This window comes from Litorivivens sp. (assembly GCF_041625495.1).
Lineage (GTDB): Bacteria > Pseudomonadota > Gammaproteobacteria > Pseudomonadales > Spongiibacteraceae > Litorivivens.
This window is the reverse complement of the sequence record NZ_JBFJTH010000068.1, coordinates 1-19,000: the sequence shown is the minus strand read 5'-3', so window position 1 is coordinate 19,000 and position 19,000 is coordinate 1. Positions and strand designations below refer to the sequence as shown.

Here is a 19,000-nt window from a genome sequence, read left to right as displayed (position 1 = left end):
TATAACGGGCAGAGGTCCAATAACGCGGTTCACAAAGCTTGGTGGTAATCTGGTCAAAGTAGCAAGGGCGACCAATATAGACGCTGTTATAGGGCGATTTTGCCATCAACCGCAGGGCGAGAGGGTTCCTTGGTGTGGGGTCTGCAGCAACGGTGTTTCCACCAATCCAGGGGCTGCCGTCACCTTCAATGTATATATGCAGGCTATCGTTCGGCAGCGTATGCTGCGTGAACACCCGGTGATCGAAGCCTTTACCGGCAACAATTTGTGTGGCCATGCCTTGCCTCTGCGCAAAACGCAGTGTCTGATCTGATAGGGTGGCGCATGCGGTTATCAGGCAGACACTTACCAGCAGGGCAAATCGCCGCCTACATTTCGTAACGAACGCCCAGGGTAACGGTATCTCTGTCAAAGTATTCGTGATCAATCAGTCGCTCGTAACTGAGAAAGCCTGACAGACCACGCTTGAACTGTGCGGCCAGATTCAACCGCCCCATGCGATAATTTCTCGCTGGATCGTCCGTGGTTTGTGTCAGGGTGCCAAAAGTGGTTTGGCTGCGGGTGGTTTCTGCGCCAATGTATTCGTGATGGTAAGCGAAATAGAGAGAGGGAACCAATACGCCCCAGTTTCTCAACATGGCGTAATCTACTTGCAAGGCTGCGCGGGCATTCGAGGATTCGAAATACTGGCGCTGGAAATTATTAGCCTGCCCACCACTGTTAATATCGACCTCCCCGTATCCATCAAGGCTTCCCCGCAGATGCAGTAAGCGAACAGAAGGTGTGAAACCCCAGCCCCGATGTGTTGCATTGTAGCCCGTGGCCAGTTCTGCGGAATGAAAGGCACCTTCGGTTTCGCTGTCATAGCGGTTGCCTAACGCATCGATACGGCTGATGTCGATATCCAGTTTCCCGTAGGTCAACAACGCATCAAGATAGAGATTGCCGATATAGTGGGAGGCGTGCAGTCCAGCGACGTAATTATCACTTTCAGAATGGCCGCGATTATTGGCGAAATCTGTATCCGATTTCAGATAGTTCAATGTGGCGCCCATAATAAGATCATTGCTCACCCGAAAGTCGGTGCCGAGAATCACCGCATCGAGATCCTGTTTATAGGCAAGGCCGGCATTGGTCGCGCGTCGTTCATTTTCGCTGTGATCAACTACGACAAACGGTGACAATCGGCCGCTCAAAGTGATGTCACTGTCGGTATCAGCGCTGGCGCCACTACCCAGTGAGCGACCGCTGGTCGCTGCTTTTTGCCGGCTGCCGGGACGGGAGTAACGCCCAAAGCCGCTGCGTTGAATCGAAATTTTGGTGCTTAAACCGCTGACAAAGTCGACGCTCTGGGTGCTCACGCTTGAGCTTGTTTGGCTAGGGCATTCGGCACTGCCTGCTTCTTGGGTTTCGCAGCTGTTGCGGGTTTCCGGTTCATCACTTCGCGGAGCAGGGGAGGGCTCACCGGCGCTTTGGGTACAGCAGGTACCGCTCCGGTTTTCGGTTGTCGCACTGTTAGCATTCATTGCAAACACCGTGCAGAACAGCAGTGCGCCAAGAATGGTGCCACTCTTGACCAGATTCATCGCTTGCCTCACTTTTTCATTTTGTTATGGCTTGCCGGTTTTGATTAATTGGCTCTGGGAATAAAGAAGAAATCGCCGACTTCGTGTCCGGCGCCCTTGATGCTTTTGTAAACCGGTGCCTGATTGAAATTATTGGCCAGCGCACGTTGCGAAACCGGCTCCTTGATCGTCATAAATAGGTCAGGTGCTGATAACACTTGGCTGTTGTTTCTGAGTGCTTCGATCAGCTCGCGTGCAAATACCGAGTGGCCCTGGCCGCCGGCATCGATAACCGGTTTATCACCACCGGAGGAGAGCAGAAGGCGCGAACGTTTGGGGAGTTTGTAGCGAATGTATTCCAGTTTGTTGTTATTGCCACTGTTTCCAAAAAACAGGTGTCCCGGAGAATTGGACAGCAGTCCGCCATAGCAGGAATCGGCAACAACGAGAACCCGTTTGGCTTTGAGTCGCCCTAGATGATTGGTGACAAATTCATTGGGTACCCAGAAGGCGTCGTTAGGGGGTGGATCCGCATTTACTGGCAGCCAGTAGCCGGTGTTACGTTCACCCACATCAATCAGGTTGCCGTGACCCGCGTAGTAAATCAGCAGGTTGTCGTTTTCGCCGAGTTTGTCATGCAGGTCATTGATGGCTTTCATAATGCTGAATCTATCTGCATCGAGCAGCATCTCAACCTGAAAGCCATACATGTCTTGTAGTATGCGGCCTAGCTCCTTGGCGTCATTCCAAGGCGTGTCGAGGCTAATCAGTGACTGGTATTGCTTGTTGCCTATGATCAGTGCGTAGTAGCGACCAAAATTCATATCGCCGATCATCAGTGGCGTGACCTCGTCACTGGTGGAGCGCTGAGTTTGTACCAAAGCGCCTGGTGTTGCAGCCGATGCCGTGCGCAGTTTCGGCCCATCGTTGGGCAGCGCTGCAAGTTGCATCGAAACTGTTTGTTTTGACGATTGAAGGCTGGCTACGAGTTGTTGCAGTGATTCTAGTTCAACGCGCAGATCGCGTTGCTGTGGCGTTTCTGTGGCAGCGCTACTTTGCTGAGCGGACCTCAATTTTTGTTGCAGGCTGTCTATTTGCTTTTGCAGCAACCGGACCTGTGTTTCTTTGGATTGCAGCTCCTGATTCAGACTGGCTCGCAATGCCTCTTGTTCTTTGCGTGCAGTCTCCTGAAAAATCACGCTGTCTTCGGGCAGGCCCCAGGCCTGGCGATAAAGGTTGAGCGCCTTGAGTTTGTTAGCTTCGACACCAAGCCCCTGTTCGTAGAGCGTGCCAAGATTGAACAGTGCGCGTTCATTTCCTTGGGCCGCCGCCTTTTCATACCAGATGGCCGCCGCTTCATAATTGGGAGCAGCGCCCAGGCCTTTTTCAAAAATTTCGCCAACATTGACCTGGGCTTCTGGATCGCCCGCCTTGGCTGCTGCCATCCATACATTCAGCGCCGACTTATAATCTGCACGATCGTAGGCGACGTATTCGCCACCGCGGATGTTGCAATCGGACGCTGTTGTTTTGATCGGGCGACGTGCCGTGAGATAGGTCTGGTTGCCGAGGCTGCGCACCTGGCCAGGCAGCAGACAATCAACTATATGCATGCCTGAAATCAGGTCTTCCTGCGAAGGGGGATTGGCAGAGGAGTTCTGGGGGCCGGTAGAGCTGCAGGCCAAGAGGAACAATGAGGCTATCCCTGCCAAGCTTGTACGGCTGAGAGGTATGAGAACGTTCATGGCCGGACACCTTTTGAGTGGTGCGAATTATTAACGAGATTTTAGCACCGCCAATCGGTAGTTTGGTGCATTCTACCCCGACATTCAAGCATGGCTGCAAGCGCGGGCTACACTGATGTGCCCTGCGCAGTGCGGAAGCAAAATAAAAAAATCGATGAATATTAATAATATCAATGTGTTTCGCGGGGAAGCCACTACCCGGTTGGGCAATTTGCTTTCATCCGGTCTCACCTTACTGGTACTACTAAGGCATAGCGGGTGCCCGGTTTGCCGGGAGCATTTGGTGGTTACCGAGGGAATTCTAGGTGATATTCGTGCCGCAGGCTGTGAGGTCGTAGGTGTCTGTCAGAATGACGGCCGCGACGCGCTGTTGATGGAGCAGGAGCTTGATCTGCATTTTCCCGTTTATGGTGAACCCTCGCTGAATCTCTACCGTCTACTTGAAATGCCTCGTGGCAACTGGTGGCAGGTCACCTTGGGGCCGATACTGCGCCAGCCGGTGCGGGCGCTACAGCGAATGCGTGACGTGCGCAAGCCCGGTAAGGATGTCCGGCAGCTTGGTGGTGTGGTGCTGCTGTCGAGTACCGGTGAGGTGCTGTTTCGCTACAGTCAGCGCGATTCTGGTGACCTGCCTGGTGATGACGAAGTGCTAGCGGCGATAGCGCAACACGCATCGGCCGAGTAATACCTTACGACCGGTGGTTTACATTTTTAACGTAGATGGAGGTAACAGAATCTGATGGAACGATTTTCGGGGAAGCGAGTGCTGGTCACCGGCGCTGCATCGGGTATCGGGCGAGCCTGTGCTGAGCATTTCGCACAAGAGGGCGCGTCATTGTATCTGTGTGATATGAATGCAGCGGGACTCAAAGCCGTAGCAGATTCGCTGGACGCCCGTGTTTTTTGCTCAGTGCTAGATGTAAGCGACGCTACTGCCTGCACTGCAGCGGTTGCTGATGCGGTTGATCAGTTGGGAGGTCTGGATGTGCTGTGCAATATCGCGGGGATTGCCCTGACTCACCACTTCCACGAAATCACCGATGATCAGTGGCACAAAATTCTGAACATCAATGTATCCAGTGTTGTGTATCTATCGCGTGCAGCATTGCCCCATCTGGTGAAGTCGAAAGGTAATATTGTCAACATGTCGTCCATCGCAGGCTTGATGGGGCAGGCCTACACCTCAGCCTACTGCGCCACCAAAGGTGCAGTCATCATGCTCACAAAATCCATTGCGCTGGAATACGTCAAGCAAGGTGTACGCTGCAATGCCGTGTGTCCAGGTGGGGTGCAGACTGATCTGGCGAAGAATTTTTCGGCACCCGAGGATATCGATTTCAGCCTGATGTCGCGCTATATGCCACTGGGGGAAATGGCCGAAGCCGGTGATGTGGCCAAAACCGTACTGTTTCTGGCGTCTGACGATGCCAGTCAGATCAACGGCGTGGCTATGCCGCTAGATGGTGGTGTTTCCGCAGGCTAGTTGTGGCTGGCGGGGGTGTTGGCCGCCAGAATAGATTACAATAGCGTGCTTTCCAGTTGCGGCGGTCTTGGTATATTCTGCCGCGGCTTGGTTTTTTAACGTTTTGATATCTAAGGAATCGCAATGAGCTTTTTTATCTCCCAGGCCCACGCCCAAAGTGCCGGACAACAACCCCCACCGGGCGGCGAACTGTTTCAACTGGGTTTTCTGGTGCTGCTGTTTGTTCTGTTTTATTTTTTGGCCATCCGCCCCCAGCGCAAACGCCAGAAAGAGCATGCAGAGATGGTGGCAAACCTGGGCAAAGGTGATGAAGTGGTAACCAGCGGCGGTATTCTCGGCAAGGTCGTGCGTCTGGATGAAAATTATGTAGTACTGCAGGTTTCTGACAATATGGAACTCAAGTTTCAGCGTGTCATGATCAGTGCTGTGCTGCCCAAAGGCACCATCAAAGCGATTTAAGGTGTCTGAGCGTGAGTGAGCAACGCGTTTCAAACCCGCCCGGTTTGCCGACGATGCCACCCCGACTGGCGTTGGCGCAGCTGCCAACGCCACTGCAGCCGCTGGATCGCCTCTCCGAGTCTCTCAACCTGGGGCCGAGGCTGTGGGTCAAACGAGACGATCTGACCGGCAGCATGTTAACTGGCAACAAGGTTCGCAAGCTCGAATTTACGCTGGCCCAGGCGCTGGAAGAGGGCGCTGATACCATTATTACCTGCGGCGGTGTGCAGTCTAACCACTGTCGCGCTACCGCCTTGCTCTGCGCCCAACTGGGACTTCGCTGTCACTTGATATTGCGCGGCGAACCGGCGGCGTGTCCCGACGGCAATCTGATGTTGGATGTGTTGGCAGGCGCCCACATCGATTTTTATCCCGCCAGAGAATACCAGTCCCGTTTGTCGGCGCTGTTGGAGCAGGCTCGCAGCGACTATGCGCGCGCTGGCCGCCACGCCTTTATTATTCCCACCGGAGCGTCTGATGGAATCGGGGTTTGGGGTTACCTAAATGCTGCCCGCGAACTGGCACAGGATTTTATCGCCCTAAACATGACCCCTGAACATATTATCTGCGCCACCGGATCGGGGGGCACGCAGGCCGGACTGACGCTGGGCAACCAGTTGTATGGCCTCGGCTCGACCGTATGGGGTGTTAATGTCTGCGATGACGAAGCGTGGTTTTTGAATAAAGTCCGCGCCGACGTGACCGACTGGAATAGCCGCTATCAGGCTGGCTATGACCTGCAGTCGCTGGATACCCGGGTCATTGACGGGTATGTTGGGCCGGGTTACGCGATCGCTGAGGCGCCCGTGTTTCATGCCATCGCGCTGCTGGCGCGCACGGAGGGCCTGATTCTTGACCCGGTATACACCGGAAAGGCTTTTCACGGCATGATCGAAGAAATTCGCGCCGGTCGACTAGTAGGCGAGAATATTGTTTTTGTTCACACCGGCGGCAGTTTTGGTCTTTTCCCGCAGCGTGAGCAGCTCGCCGGGATTTTAAGTCACGCAGAATAACCAATAGAGGCAGTGCAGTATAACAATGATTGATCAGATGATCGGCGCAATCACAGCGCTCAACGGCTGGGTTTGGGGTGCGCCGATGCTGGTGCTGATTCTGGGCACTGGGTTGTACCTCATGCTTGGTCTCAAGTTCATGCCCCTGCGCAATATTGGCGCTGCCTTTCGCATGCTGTTTGCCGGTCGGCACTCCGACAGCGAGGGGGATATCACACCGTTTCAGGCATTGATGACGTCTCTTTCTGCCACCATTGGTACCGGCAATATAGCCGGCGTGGCTACCGCCATTGCGATTGGCGGCCCGGGCGCACTTTTCTGGATGTGGTGTACCGCACTGGTGGGTATGGCGACCAAGTATGCAGAAGCTGTGTGCGCCGTACAGTTTCGTGAGCGTGATGCCAATGGTGATTACTGCGGCGGGCCGATGTACTACATCAAAAACGGTCTTTCCCGTCGGTGGCATTGGTTGGCTATCGCGTTTGCCGTGTTTGGCTCGATCGCCGGTTTTGGCATCGGTAATGGAGTGCAGGCCAATTCGGTTGCTCACGCCATGGAAAGCAGTTTTGGGGTTGATCCACGGGTAACCGGCGGTCTGCTGTTGGTGGCCGTTGCTGCTGTGGTCCTGGGCGGCGTGCGTCGTATTGCTGAAGTGGCCGGTGTGCTGGTGCCGCTGATGGCGACCCTTTACCTGGCCGCTGGACTGGTGATCATTCTATTGTCGATAACCGAATTGCCCGGCGTGATTGCGCTGGTGGTGGATTCCGCTTTTACCGGCACGGCTGCAACGGGTGGTTTTGCGGGCGCCAGCATCTGGATTGCGATTCAGTTTGGCGTAGCGCGCGGTATTTTCAGTAATGAAGCAGGGCTTGGCAGTGCGCCCATAGCTCACGCTGCCGCCAAGACCAACAGTCCGGTAAAGCAGGGCATGGTGGCAATGCTGGGAACCTTTATTGATACCTTGGTAGTATGCAGCATTACCGGTTTTGTGATTTTGCTGAGTGGAGACTGGAGTACGGGCCTGAACGGCGCCGCGCTGTCCGCACAGGCCTTTAGTAGTGCGTTGCCCGGTGGAGAATATGTGGTGACCATTGGTCTGGTGCTGTTTGCGTTCACCACCATTCTGGGTTGGAACTACTACTGCGAACGCTGCCTGGTGTATTTGTTTGGTGTCAAAGTGGAATTGCCATTCCGGATTCTCTGGGTGCTCGCCATTCCGGTGGGCGCGGCCGCAAACCTGCAAACCATCTGGCTGGTGGCGGACACCCTGAACGCCATGATGGCCCTGCCAAACCTGATAGCCCTGCTATTGTTAAGCCCGGTAATTTTCAGGCTGACCAGAGAGTACTTTGCCAGTGCAGCGGCAACAACACGCTAGGCTCGAGCAGGTTTGAACGGCGGCGGGTCAACTATAGATTCGCGGCACGCGTTGGGTTACCCCGGTAAATAAGTGGTAGCTGATTGTGCCGGCGCGCGCGGCGATCGTGGCGGCGGGTAATTCGTCGCCCCACATCGTGGCCACATCACCCACGTTGATTGGCGATGCAGCCTGGCTGATATCAACGCTGCAAATATCCATCGACACACGACCAACCAACGGAAACAGCTGTCCTTGTATGGACACGGGGCAACCGTTGCCCACTTGCCGAGGGTAGCCATCGCCATAGCCAATGCCAATAGCTGCAATGCGGCAAGGTGAGGTGGCTGTCCAGGTAGCGCCATAGCCAACCGAATCGCCCGCTCTGATGTCCTTGATGGCAATTACACGCGCCCGCAGCGACATGACGGCCTTAAGATCTGTCTCTATCGCCGTGGTGGGGTTATCCCCATACAGCATAATGCCGGGCCTGACCCAGTCGGCGTGACTTTCCGGCCAGGCAATAATGCCGGCGGAATTGGCCAGGCTGCGTTCCATATCGGGAGCCAATGAGGTGAGTGTGGCAAAACGCTTGATCTGCTGCTGAGTTATGGGCGAAGACGATTCATCCGCACTGCTGAAATGGGTCAATGCTTTCAGCCTGAATCTGCTGTCTTTTTGCAAACTCGACAGGGCCTGAGTAAATTCATCGGCGCTGAGGCCAAGGCGGTTCATGCCAGTATCGGCTTTGAGCCAGACTTCCAGTGGGTGATCGAGCTGGCTGGTGAGCAGTAGAGGCAGTTGATTGCCTTCGTGCAGTGTAATGGCAACGTTATTGTTGGCGCACCATTGCAAGGTCTCATGGTTGAGCAAAGTGCCCATTAGCAACAGCGGGCTGTTAATGCCGCGGTCCCGCAGTGCCACCGCTTCTTGGAATCGGGCTACGCCAAGCTTGTCTGCTTTGCCGGCGAGGGCTTTGGCGATGGCAGTCAGCCCATGGCCATAGGCATCAGCTTTGATCATGGCAACAACGCGAGAGTGGGGCGCGAGTGAACGCACGGTCGCGAGATTGTGGGTCAGGGCGGTCAGGTTTATATCGGCCCAGGCCGTATGGTTCATTGTTGAGTCTGCTGTGGTCTCGGATGGCCCCGCGAAAGTAGCGCGCCGCACGCATTACTGCAACAGGTGAATTCACGGCGCATTAAAAAATCGCTATGCTGCGTTCAATGCTGAGATATGTTTGGGGTAACCATGCCAAAGGGTTTTGAAGAGAAACTGGTGATATCACTTTCTTCGCGCGCCCTGTTTGATCTTGACGAAAGCCATCGGGTCTATGAAGAGCAGGGGCTGGACGCCTATCAGGCGTATCAGATCGAACACGAAGATAAGGTTCTGGAAGCCGGGGAAGCATACCCGTTGGTGCAGAAACTGCTAAATATTAATGAGCGACTTGGCGAGGAACGCGTTGAAGTCATCCTGTTGTCGCGCAATTCGGCCGACACTGGTCTGCGGGTATTCAATTCCATTGAGCATTATGGGCTCAAGATTTCGCGGGCCGCGTTTTGCGGCGGGGAAAGCCCCTACCGCTATATCAGTGCCTTCGGCTGTCACCTGTTTCTATCTACCCACGCCGACGATGTTCGCAACGCCCTGAATAACGGGGTGGCGGCAGCGACACTGTTGCCGCGAGGCAAGCGCCAGATCGATGAGACCGACCAGCTGCGCTTTGCGTTTGACGGCGATGCAGTGCTGTTTTCTGACGAGGCCGAACGCATTTTCAAGGAGCGAGGCCTGGAGGCCTTTGCTGCCAGCGAGCGGGCTGCGGCCAGAACGCCGCTGTCAGGTGGGCCGTTCAAGCCATTTTTGGCGGCTCTGAATCGCCTGCAATCGAGTTTCCCGCCGGACCAGTCACCGATACGCACCGCGCTGGTTACCGCGCGCTCTGCGCCAGCCCATCAACGCGTGATTTTGACACTGCGAGATTGGAAGATCAGAATCGACGAGTCACTGTTTCTGGGTGGTCTGGACAAGGGCGACTTTCTGCAGGCCTATGGCGCTGATGTATTTTTCGACGATCAGGCAACCCATTGCCAATCAGCCAGTCAACACGTGGCGACCGGGCATGTTCCGCACGGTGTGGCCAACGATTAAGACTTCAAACAATGGGTGAAATTGCAGTTATAAGCGACACCATGCTTATGACTGTACTACACTTTCGCTGAGTGCCATCAAAAACAAGTATCAGGCCATGAAGCTTCAGCAATTACGTTATATCTGGGAAGTTGCCCACCACGATCTGAATGTGTCTGCCACGGCACAGAGTCTGTTTACCTCCCAGCCGGGTATCAGTAAGCAGATTCGCCTGCTGGAAGACGAACTTGGCGTGGAGATCTTTGCCCGTAGCGGCAAGCATCTGACACACATTACGCCGGCAGGGGAGGCTATCCTGAAGGCTGCGGGCGAGGTGCTGCGTAAGGTAGAGGGGATCAAACAGGTTGCCCAGGAGTTCAGCGATGAGAGAAAGGGTGCGCTGTCCATTGCCACCACTCATACCCAGGCCCGGTATGCGCTGCCTCCAGTCATTCGGAAGTTTATGAGCAGCTACCCCGACGTGTCGCTGCATATGCACCAGGGTATGCCATTGCAGATATCAGAGCTGGCAGCTGATGGGACAGTGGATTTTGCGATAGCCACCGAAGCGCTGGAGCTGTTTGGCGACCTGATCATGATGCCTTGCTATCGCTGGAATCGGACGGTGCTGGTTCCCAAAAACCACCCGCTGACCCAGGTAGCGACCTTAAAGCTTAGCGATGTAGCCGAATATCCTATCGTGACCTATGTCTTCGGTTTTACCGGACGCTCTAAGCTGGACGAGGCGTTTATCGAAGAAGGGCTGTCCCCGAAAGTGGTCTTTACCGCAGCTGATGCGGACGTCATCAAAACCTACGTGCGGCTGGGGCTGGGTATCGGTATCGTGGCAAAAATGGCCTACGACCCCGAACTCGACAAGGATCTGGTGCCGCTTGATGTGAGCCACTTGTTTGATGCCTCGGTGACCAAGATTGGATTCCGACGAGGAACCTTTTTGCGCGGTTTCATGTACGAGTTTATTGAGTTGTTTGCCCCGCACCTCACACGTGAGCTGGTTGACGAGGCCTATCGCCGGCACAGTAAAAGCGAGATAGAGGAGCTGTTTTCGCACATTGAGCTGCCAGTGTACTAGGGTCTGCTCACGTTGCTTTCACGCGGCGAACTGGTTAGAGTGCTGCCCTTTTCAGCAAGGGAATTAGTCACGTGGAAATAGCCTGTCTTGATCTCGAAGGGGTTCTGGTACCGGAAATCTGGATCGATTTTGCCGAACGCACTGGTATTGATGCATTGAAGGCGACCACCCGCGATATCCCTGACTACGACGTGCTGATGAAACAGCGTTTACGTTTGCTTGATGAGCACAAGCTGGGGCTCAACGAGATTCAGGAAGTGATCGCCACCATGAAGCCGCTTGAAGGCGCCGCCGAGTTTACTGATTGGCTGCGCGAACGCTTTCAGGTGGTAATACTTTCTGACACGTTTTATCAGTTTGCCAAGCCGCTGATGGCGCAATTGGGTTACCCGACTCTGCTGTGTCATAACCTTGAAGTGGATGCGCAGAGCGGCCGGATTACTGACTACAAATTGCGTCAGGCCAACCCCAAGCGGCAGGCCATTGTCGGCTTTAAAAGCATGTATTACCGCACGATAGCCGCCGGTGATTCCTATAATGACACGACCATGCTGGCTGAAGCCGATGCCGGTATTCTGTTCCACGCGCCAGACAATGTGATCGCAGAGTTTCCACAGTATCCGGCGGTGCATACCTACGAAGATCTTAAGAAAGAATTCCTCAAAGCCTCAAATCGCGAGCTTGAGATGTAAGTAAGCCTGGCGCCGGACGCAGCGCGTCCGGCACTAACCGATCAGGGTCTGTCTGTCAGGCTTTCTAGCAACACTCCCACCTTGTTCCAGGTTTCCTCGAACTCAGCCTCAACTTCGGAATCTGCCACGATCCCGCCGCCCGACCAGCAATAAATTTTGTCGTCTTCGCACAGCAGGGTACGAATGGCGATATTGCTGTCCATATTGCCGTTCAGATCAATATAGGCAATAGAACCACAGTAGATTGAGCGGTCGTGGGGTTCGAGTTCGTGAATAATTTCCATGGCCCGCCGTTTTGGCGCGCCGGTAATAGAGCCTCCGGGGAAACATGCCGCCAACAGGTCCAGGGTGCTGTATCGCGATGCGAGCCGCCCGCTGATGGTGCTCACCAGATGGTGTACTGTCTGAAAGCTCTGCAACTCGAACAGCTTTTCTACGCGAATACTGCCGGGTTCACAGCAGCGGCCGATGTCATTGCGCAGCAGGTCAACAATCATCAGATTTTCGGCCCGGTCCTTTTCGCTTTGTGCGAGCGTTTCTGCCAGTTCGCGATCGCGCTCTGGGATAGGCGAGCGCGGTGCTGTGCCTTTAATGGGGGCCGTGCTGACCTCGCGCTCTTTAACCTCAATAAAACGTTCCGGCGAAAGACAGAGAACCTGGCTTTCAGGGAGCTCCAGGTAGGCCGACCAGGGTGCCGCCGCGATCATTCTAAGCTTGCGATAGGCCTGCCATGGGTCGCCCTGGTAATCGGCGCTAAAGCGGCGGGCGAGGTTGATCTGGTAGCTGTCGCCACTGTCGATATACCTCTTAACTTTATTGAATAATGCTTTGTATCTTTCTGAATTTACATGTGTTTCAAACTCTCCTTTAATGGAGAATCTAGGGTGTGCTGGTGGCTCATCAAGCGATGCCAGACGATCCTCGATCGACGTGAGCAGATTGCCCGGGGTAGCGGGGTGGCTCACCAGCCAGCGTTGTTTGTTGTGGTGATCAACGATAATTGCCCAACTGTAGAGGCCGGCATAGATATCGGGCATCCGGTAAGGGTTCTCGGCGCTGCCTACACCGGCAATATAGCGTCCACCATCGTAGCTCAGACTGGTAATGATGCCGGCGGTAAAGGGCAGGTCTGGGTGGTCACAGCTGGCCGCGGGGAGGGTGCTGTGAAGCGCAGCCAGTTCTCGGAATGACTTTTGAAAGTCTCTTTTACTGTCTGATTTATTTATGAAAAGGGTGTCTAATGGCGCTGCGCTAATGATGTCAAAGCGGCCCCGTTCCGAGTATGGCCAAGCGCTGTCGAGAAAGACCGGGCAGGGTAGATCACGCACCCGTTCAAACAGCAGGCTGCTGTCGGACTGATAGGTCAGTTCACGAACAGATAGTCGAAGCATAGGAGAGTTTGAACAGGTTTGTTGAATGCGTGTGGCTATTGTATCGAGCGCAACTTCTTGAAATCCAGCGACATTAACACTTAAGGCAATATTTAGTGTCCGCTTTGTACATTGACAGCGTCCCCCTATGCAATTAATGTTGTCGCCCGCCTGAAGCCGAAGAACACGGGCATAAGCCCTTGAATGCAAAAGTGTTCTTTGTCAACTTTCGATTCAAAAGAGTGGGCCGCTGAGTATAGATAGCAGCGGCAGGTGAGCGACTTCTGCCTACCTGAAACCAGCCCGCCACCATCGTCAGTTGCTTATACAAGCCTCAACTTTAGTTGCTGAGACAGGAAGCATGACAAAAAAATCGCAGATCGCCCCGACACTGACAAACCCTTTTGAACAGGCCCAGGATGTGGAGTTTACCGTTCCCGGTCAGCTCGACTACGACCCGGGCCTGTATGAAACCACCCTGAAAATGGGTCACGAATTGCTCAAGCTCCCCTATAAAGCGGCGGGTGTTAAGAGTATTCAGAAGCAGCACCAGAAAAAGCGCATGACCATCTGGGAGCGCATTCAGGTGCTCAAGGATGCAGGTACCGAACCGAAGATTCTTTACCAGAACTGGGGTAAGAACCTGGACGGTGCTTCATTGGTAACCGGCATAATTAAGGTTAACGGCCGCGATGTGGCGATTTACGGTCACGATTTCACCGTGCGTGCGGGTTCAATGGACGCCACTAACGGTAGCAAGCTGGCTCGCCTGTTTGAGCTGGCCGGCAAGCTCGGCGTACCGCTGGTCGGTATGAATGACTCTGCAGGTGCGTTTATCCCCGCCGGTGTTGGCGGCCTGGATGGCTATGCTGAAGCCTTTACCGCGCTTCGCCGAATCAATGGTGTGGTGCCGTCCATAATGTGCATGTTCGGCTACAATGCCGGCGGTGGTGCTTACCTGCCGCGCCAAGGCTCATTTGTTGTACAGCCTAACGACACGTTCTTTGGTCTTACCGGCCCCGGCGTTGTGAAATCGGTGCTCGGTGAAGATGTTACTGCAGACGATCTGGGTGGGCCAAAGGTTCACTCTCAATCCGGCGTAACTGACTTTGTAGTGCCCGATGAAGTGGCGGCCCTGAACAAGGTCAAGCAGCTGCTGAACTACCTGCCAAACAACAATAGTTCACAGGCACCGTTCCAACCCACCTCGGACCCGATTGACCGCAAAACCTGGGATATCGACCTGCTGCTGAAGAAGTCATTCAACAGCCCGACCGGTTTCAACACGCCGTTTGATATCAGCATTATCATCCAGCAACTGTGTGACCACGGCGATTACTTTGAAGTGCAGCCCGAGCGTGCCCGCAACACCATTACCGCCTTTGGCCGTATTGGCGGCAACGTGGTGGGTTTTGTCGCTAACAACTCGGCTGTGGCCTCTGGCCAGATCGATATCGGAGCGGCTTACAAGAACGCCCGTTTTATCCGCTTCTGTAACGTCTACAATATTCCGGTGATGTTTATGGAAGACACCACCGGCTTCCTGCCCGGTCGTGAGCAGGAAGAGGGCGGTATTGTTCAGGCCGGTCGCGCCATGCTCGACTCCATCGTCGATCTGCGTACACCGCGTTTCCTGATCATCATCCGCAACGCCTTTGGCGGTGCCTACGCCTCTTTCAACAACTACCCGACTGGCGCCGACTTTGTCTGCGCGCTGCCGACCACTCGCCTTGCGGTGATGGGCCCGGCCGGTGTTGAGTATGTGTACAAGGATGAGCTGCGGGCTATTCGCAACACACTGAAAGATCGTGTAGCCAAGGCCATGAAACAAGGGCTTTCAGAGAAAGACGCGAAAGCTGAAGTGGCTGCCTGGCAAAAAGCGCAGGAAGCCGAGCTGGCCCTGCGTTATGAGCGCGAGCTGATGAACCCCAATGAGGCTCTTAGCCTCGGATCCATCTCACAAATTGTCATGCCGTCGGATCTGCGACAGGTCATCGCTGAGCAATTGCAATTGCACTTGGCGAACTACAAGCCCGAACCCATGGGCGGACCGCAACGCGAATTCCACTAACGTCGCAGAACTGGCTAACCGGATTACAAGGGGAACACACTCGTGCAAAGCAACAACTACTATCTGAACAACCCGCTGATCCATAAGGATCGCAAACTGTCCAATGCATCCTCTGAGTGGGTGCGCAGCTTTTCCTGTGAAGATCTGAAACCGCTGATTATCTGTCGTGGCCCGATTCGCAAAGAAGCGATGGACGTGTTCGATGAAATGGGTATTAACGGTTATGGCATTCTGCTGTCCGAGAAAGACTCTATCACCTACACCAACGCGCTGGCGCCGGAATTGCGTAGCTTGACGGACCCTGATCGCGTTCACCGCGTACCCGATTACACGGGTGCCAATAAAGAGGAGCGCACCAAACGCATTCAGCAGATCGTTCGCATCGCCAAAGACAATGGCTATAACTCGATATTTGCGGGTTACGGCTTTATGTCAGAAGACGCGGAAATGGTTGAGGCTATGGAAAAGGCCGGCCTGAACTTCATCGGCCCCTGTTCCTACACCCAGAAAGCGGCGGGCATGAAAGACCAGGCCAAGCGCACTGCACTGGAAACCGGTGTGTCAGTTACACCCGGTGTAAACAATGCCACCAGTCTGGCACTGTTTGCGAAATACGGGAAAAACGGTCTCGAGAAATGCGCTAAAGACCACAAGCTGAAAGTTGATTTTGGCAAGTGCAAGGATGACGAAGAGAAAGCGTTGGCGCTGCTGGCTGCTTCCTACGATGCGGGCATCGATATCATCGACGCCAAGGATATCGGTGAAGCACTGAAGCAGGAAGCCAAACGCATGCTGACGGAGAAGCCTAATAACCGCTTCCGTCTGAAGGCCATTGCCGGTGGTGGCGGCAAGGGGCAACGTATCCTGCAGTCTGCCAACTCTTACAAAGGTAATAGCCTTGAAGAGCGTGTCGAGCAAGCCGCGGCTAAAGTACCTTCACTGGTACTGGAGTGCTTGATCGAGCTCAAAACCAACGGTGTGGGCGATAACAAAAACGTCCTTATCGAAATGAATATAGAAACAACCCGACACCAGGAGATCCAGGTGGTGGGCAATGGCGAGTGGTGCATGACCATGGGTGGTCGCGACTGCTCATTGCAAATGCATGAACAAAAGCTGCTCGAAGTCTCGGTTACTGTTGAGGAGCTGGAAGCCGCCATAGAGGAAGCCAAGGCGGCTGGGCGAAAAGCCGAACTAGCCCAGCTAAAGAAAGACCTAGAAATCCTGCAGCGTATGGAGGAAGAAGGGGCTGTCTTTGGCGAAGCGGTGAAGCTGGATTCGGTGGGAACCTTCGAGTGTATCGTCGACGGTGAATCGCATTATTTCATGGAGATGAACACCCGAATTCAGGTAGAGCACCGCGTTACCGAGCTTTGCTACAAGCTCAAGTTCACCAATCCCGATGATCCGAACGATTTCTTTATCGCCGAGAGCCTGGTCGAGGTGATGGCGCTGCTGGCCCGTCACGGCAAGCGACTGCCTAAGCCCGAGCGTATCGTGCGTGAACCTGCATCGGTTGAAGCGCGTATGAACGCCACCAACCAGGCCCTGCAGCCTCATGCGGGTGGCATTATCGAGTACTGGTCCGACGCGCTTGAAGGCGAGATCCGTGACGATCAGGGTATTTCCTTGCACAACCCGGATACGGATGTGTTCATGAAATACCACCTGGCCGGTGCCTACGACTCCAACATCGCCCTGCTGCTGACGACAGGCCAGAACCGTCTGGATAGCTACACCAAGCTGGCGGAAATCTTGCGTCGCACTGAGCTGCGGGGCAAGGATCTGGCGACCAACCTGCAGTTTCATTATGGCCTCGTGTACTGGTTTCTTGGCAATGGCATCAACGCCAGACCCAGTACTCGCTTTATCGTGCCGTACCTGACCGCTGTGGGTGAGCTGAAAGAAGCAGCGTCACAAGTTGATCTCGATTTTGCCTACGGCCAGATCAAGAAAAAGTATCTTGCGGAAGCCGACGCCAAGACCGCGAAAGACTGGGCCGCAGCACTGGATATGAAGCAGCTGCTGATTACCCGTCCGCTGGAGAGACTGTTCGCCGAGCCGCATTTTATGGCGGGCTGGCTGAGTGTTCACAAAGATGTGGTTAAGATCAGCAAGAAGACCGTCACTTGGTCGGTCAATCCCATCGAGCTATTGGGCGAGCTCTACCACTTCCTGAACATGAATTACGAAGCCGGCAAGCCTGCGCGTCATATGATCTGGGATCATGACAACGATGTACTGCAGGCGGCGCTGAGCTTTTATCAGACGCTGAAAGAGAAATTGGGTACTGAAGACTTTGCTGAGCTTGATAAAGCGCTGTCAGCTGACAAAGCGCCTAAAGGCATCACCAAAAAGCAGTGGACCCAGGCACAGCAGGCGCACGCGGGTTATCAGGCGGGTACCGAACTGCTGGCCGTATTGGCCTATATCGCAGGCAAAACCCGATTCTATGATCTGAAAGTGAATGCGGACCTGAGCATTACTATTCCGGATCGGCTGACCGAGAAAGAACTGCAGGATCGCATGGCGAAGGTGCTCGTGCCGCCGCCAGCGGCGAAATCAGACGAAATACTCGCGGCCAGCGGTGGTATGTTCTATCCCCGTGAAGCGCCCGGCATGGATGTGTTTGTTAACGAGGGCGATCACTTCGAAGCCGGCGATGTGCTTTACATTGTTGAAGTTATGAAGATGTTCAATAAGGTCGTAGCACCGTTCTCCGGCACCGTAGACAAATGTCTGATCGATGGCGACGGTGTGATCATCAAGAAAGGCCAGCCAGTCTTCAAAGTCACACCGGATGAGAAAATCGTGATTGAAACGCCCGAAGAAATTGCGGAACGCCGCAAGGCCAAAACGGCTGATTTTCTGAAAGCGATCGTGTGATTCGAGCCGGCCAGGTGCCTGTTTTCAGGTATCTGGCCGGAACATCTCGCACTGTTTCGGCGCAAATGCGCTCAACCCCATCGATTTACGCTGACAGGTAATTCCTTATGATCACTGCACTTGACCATATCGCCATCGCCGTTCCCGAGCTGGAAAAGGCAATTGCGCGTTTCAAGGAAGATTTCCAACTGAATTTTGAAGGGACGGAAGACGTGCTGGATGCCAAAACGTCCACCGCATTTTTTCCGGTACCGGCTACCAGTATAGAGCTGGTTCACCCCTTGAATGGTGAAGGCCCCATTGCCAAATATCTGGAAAAGAAGCCCGGCGGCTTGCATCACATCTGCTTTCGCAGCGATAACATTGAAGAAGATGTTGCGCGCTTGAAAGCCAAGGGCTACCAATTCCTGTCCGATGCCCCCAGCCCGGGTGCTCACAATTCCAAAGTCATTTTTATACATCCGAAAAGCTGCGACGGCGTGCTGGTAGAGATAAACCAGCCCGGTGACGATCACTAACGCACGCTCACACTGACAGATACGACCGCAGGTAAACAGACATGGCAGACAAAGACTACGTAGCACCCGAGGCGACCCGTGACGCCTGGGAAGAGATGGCCAACAAACAGATGAGCAAGGGCGGTAAAAGCCTGGATGATCTGGTATGGCACACGCCGGAAGGCATTGATGTCAACCCGCTGTACAGCAGGAAAGACGTCGAGGCGCTGCCCTACACCGATACCATGCCAGGTATGGAGCCCTTTATTCGCGGGCCGCAGCCTACTATGTATGCCGGTCGTCCGTGGACCATCCGTCAGTACGCGGGTTTCTCTACAGCAGAAGAATCGAATGCGTTTTACCGCAAGGCTCTGGCGGCAGGTGGTCAGGGCGTGTCGGTTGCCTTTGACCTGGCTACCCACCGTGGCTATGACTCGGATCACCCCCGGGTAACGGGTGATGTGGGTAAGGCGGGTGTTGCGATTGACTCAGTCGAAGACATGAAAGTGTTGTTCGACGGCATTCCGCTCGACAAGGTCTCGGTGTCCATGACCATGAACGGCGCGGTATTGCCGGTGTTGGCTGGCTATATAGTTTCGG

16 protein-coding genes and 1 pseudogene are annotated in these 19,000 nt (G+C 54.4%); 12 read left to right on the top strand and 5 right to left on the bottom strand.

Annotated elements, in window-relative coordinates:
• From ABYP39_RS09730 to ABYP39_RS09720, 3 genes and pseudogenes are all read right to left on the bottom strand, one after another.
• Positions 1–277, bottom strand: a pseudogene (locus ABYP39_RS09730) (alpha/beta hydrolase); the annotation flags it as partial.
• Positions 278–368: 91 nt separating this feature from the next.
• Positions 369–1,586, bottom strand: a complete 1,218-nt coding sequence (locus ABYP39_RS09725; protein ID WP_372782299.1) for an autotransporter outer membrane beta-barrel domain-containing protein — start codon at positions 1,584–1,586, stop codon at positions 369–371.
• 44 nt (positions 1,587–1,630) lie between these two features.
• The gene (locus tag ABYP39_RS09720; protein WP_372749625.1) at positions 1,631–3,310 is read right to left on the bottom strand and encodes a caspase family protein; all 1,680 of its coding nucleotides are present in this window, start codon (positions 3,308–3,310) and stop codon (positions 1,631–1,633) included.
• A 283-nt stretch (positions 3,311–3,593) separates the two neighbouring features.
• Between ABYP39_RS09720 and ABYP39_RS09715 the strand changes: the two genes are divergently transcribed.
• The 5 genes from ABYP39_RS09715 to ABYP39_RS09695 all read left to right on the top strand — a co-directional run bounded on the left by ABYP39_RS09715 (position 3,594) and on the right by ABYP39_RS09695 (position 7,682).
• A complete protein-coding gene (locus ABYP39_RS09715; protein WP_372782297.1) occupies positions 3,594–3,995 on the top strand; it encodes an AhpC/TSA family protein in 402 nt (133 codons plus the stop codon).
• Positions 3,996–4,049: 54 nt separating this feature from the next.
• Positions 4,050–4,793 carry an SDR family NAD(P)-dependent oxidoreductase gene (locus tag ABYP39_RS09710; protein ID WP_372763860.1) on the top strand — a complete coding sequence of 248 codons (744 nt, stop codon included), beginning with the start codon at positions 4,050–4,052 and terminating at the stop codon, positions 4,791–4,793.
• A gap of 123 nt (positions 4,794–4,916) precedes the next feature.
• On the top strand, positions 4,917–5,252 hold the full coding sequence (gene yajC / locus ABYP39_RS09705) for a preprotein translocase subunit YajC (protein ID WP_372748757.1): 336 nt from the start codon (positions 4,917–4,919) through the stop codon (positions 5,250–5,252).
• Between the two features lie 53 nt (positions 5,253–5,305).
• Complete coding sequence (locus ABYP39_RS09700; RefSeq protein WP_372782301.1) at positions 5,306–6,304, top strand: D-cysteine desulfhydrase family protein; 999 nt, start codon at positions 5,306–5,308, stop codon at positions 6,302–6,304.
• Between the two features lie 28 nt (positions 6,305–6,332).
• Positions 6,333–7,682, top strand: coding sequence for an alanine/glycine:cation symporter family protein (locus ABYP39_RS09695; RefSeq protein WP_372748759.1), 1,350 nt, complete (start codon positions 6,333–6,335; stop codon positions 7,680–7,682).
• A 27-nt stretch (positions 7,683–7,709) separates the two neighbouring features.
• Here ABYP39_RS09695 and alr read toward each other — a convergent pair whose 3' ends face one another.
• A complete protein-coding gene (gene alr / locus ABYP39_RS09690) occupies positions 7,710–8,780 on the bottom strand; it encodes an alanine racemase (protein WP_372748756.1) in 1,071 nt (356 codons plus the stop codon).
• A 132-nt stretch (positions 8,781–8,912) separates the two neighbouring features.
• On the opposite strand from alr, the gene ABYP39_RS09685 reads away from it, so the two are divergent.
• The 3 genes from ABYP39_RS09685 (at position 8,913) to thrH (ending at position 11,576) form a co-directional block, all read left to right on the top strand.
• Positions 8,913–9,812, top strand: coding sequence for a 5'-nucleotidase (locus ABYP39_RS09685; protein ID WP_372782295.1), 900 nt, complete (start codon positions 8,913–8,915; stop codon positions 9,810–9,812).
• 97 nt (positions 9,813–9,909) lie between these two features.
• Complete coding sequence (gene cysB, locus ABYP39_RS09680) at positions 9,910–10,884, top strand: HTH-type transcriptional regulator CysB (RefSeq protein WP_372782293.1); 975 nt, start codon at positions 9,910–9,912, stop codon at positions 10,882–10,884.
• A 71-nt stretch (positions 10,885–10,955) separates the two neighbouring features.
• Entirely contained in the window at positions 10,956–11,576 is a 621-nt protein-coding gene (gene thrH, locus ABYP39_RS09675; protein WP_372758377.1) for a bifunctional phosphoserine phosphatase/homoserine phosphotransferase ThrH, read from the top strand.
• Positions 11,577–11,617: 41 nt separating this feature from the next.
• Here thrH and pabB read toward each other — a convergent pair whose 3' ends face one another.
• A complete protein-coding gene (pabB, locus tag ABYP39_RS09670) occupies positions 11,618–12,967 on the bottom strand; it encodes an aminodeoxychorismate synthase component I (RefSeq protein WP_372782291.1) in 1,350 nt (449 codons plus the stop codon).
• Between the two features lie 340 nt (positions 12,968–13,307).
• On the opposite strand from pabB, the gene ABYP39_RS09665 reads away from it, so the two are divergent.
• From ABYP39_RS09665 to ABYP39_RS09650, 4 genes are all read left to right on the top strand, one after another.
• Positions 13,308–15,017 (top strand): acyl-CoA carboxylase subunit beta, encoded by a 1,710-nt coding sequence (locus ABYP39_RS09665; protein WP_372748355.1) that lies wholly within the window; start codon positions 13,308–13,310, stop codon positions 15,015–15,017.
• A gap of 42 nt (positions 15,018–15,059) precedes the next feature.
• The gene (locus ABYP39_RS09660; protein ID WP_372782289.1) at positions 15,060–17,903 is read left to right on the top strand and encodes a biotin/lipoyl-containing protein; all 2,844 of its coding nucleotides are present in this window, start codon (positions 15,060–15,062) and stop codon (positions 17,901–17,903) included.
• Between the two features lie 107 nt (positions 17,904–18,010).
• The gene (mce, locus tag ABYP39_RS09655; RefSeq protein ID WP_372748353.1) at positions 18,011–18,421 is read left to right on the top strand and encodes a methylmalonyl-CoA epimerase; all 411 of its coding nucleotides are present in this window, start codon (positions 18,011–18,013) and stop codon (positions 18,419–18,421) included.
• 41 nt (positions 18,422–18,462) lie between these two features.
• A partial coding sequence (locus ABYP39_RS09650; protein WP_372782287.1) for a methylmalonyl-CoA mutase family protein occupies positions 18,463–19,000 on the top strand: 538 nt, incomplete at its 3' end.

What these genes read in the sequence shown, in the direction of transcription:
- cysB (WP_372782293.1), top strand. Translation starts at nt 9,910, where the DNA reads ATGAAGCTTCAGCAATTACGTTATATCTGGGAAGTTGCCCACCACGAT.
- pabB (WP_372782291.1), bottom strand. Translation starts at nt 12,967, where the DNA reads ATGCTTCGACTATCTGTTCGTGAACTGACCTATCAGTCCGACAGCAGC.
- mce (WP_372748353.1), top strand. Translation starts at nt 18,011, where the DNA reads ATGATCACTGCACTTGACCATATCGCCATCGCCGTTCCCGAGCTGGAA.
- ABYP39_RS09725 (WP_372782299.1), bottom strand. Translation starts at nt 1,586, where the DNA reads ATGAATCTGGTCAAGAGTGGCACCATTCTTGGCGCACTGCTGTTCTGC.
- ABYP39_RS09700 (WP_372782301.1), top strand. Translation starts at nt 5,306, where the DNA reads ATGCCACCCCGACTGGCGTTGGCGCAGCTGCCAACGCCACTGCAGCCG.
- alr (WP_372748756.1), bottom strand. Translation starts at nt 8,780, where the DNA reads ATGAACCATACGGCCTGGGCCGATATAAACCTGACCGCCCTGACCCAC.
- ABYP39_RS09665 (WP_372748355.1), top strand. Translation starts at nt 13,308, where the DNA reads ATGACAAAAAAATCGCAGATCGCCCCGACACTGACAAACCCTTTTGAA.
- ABYP39_RS09685 (WP_372782295.1), top strand. Translation starts at nt 8,913, where the DNA reads ATGCCAAAGGGTTTTGAAGAGAAACTGGTGATATCACTTTCTTCGCGC.
- ABYP39_RS09710 (WP_372763860.1), top strand. Translation starts at nt 4,050, where the DNA reads ATGGAACGATTTTCGGGGAAGCGAGTGCTGGTCACCGGCGCTGCATCG.
- ABYP39_RS09720 (WP_372749625.1), bottom strand. Translation starts at nt 3,310, where the DNA reads ATGAACGTTCTCATACCTCTCAGCCGTACAAGCTTGGCAGGGATAGCC.
- yajC (WP_372748757.1), top strand. Translation starts at nt 4,917, where the DNA reads ATGAGCTTTTTTATCTCCCAGGCCCACGCCCAAAGTGCCGGACAACAA.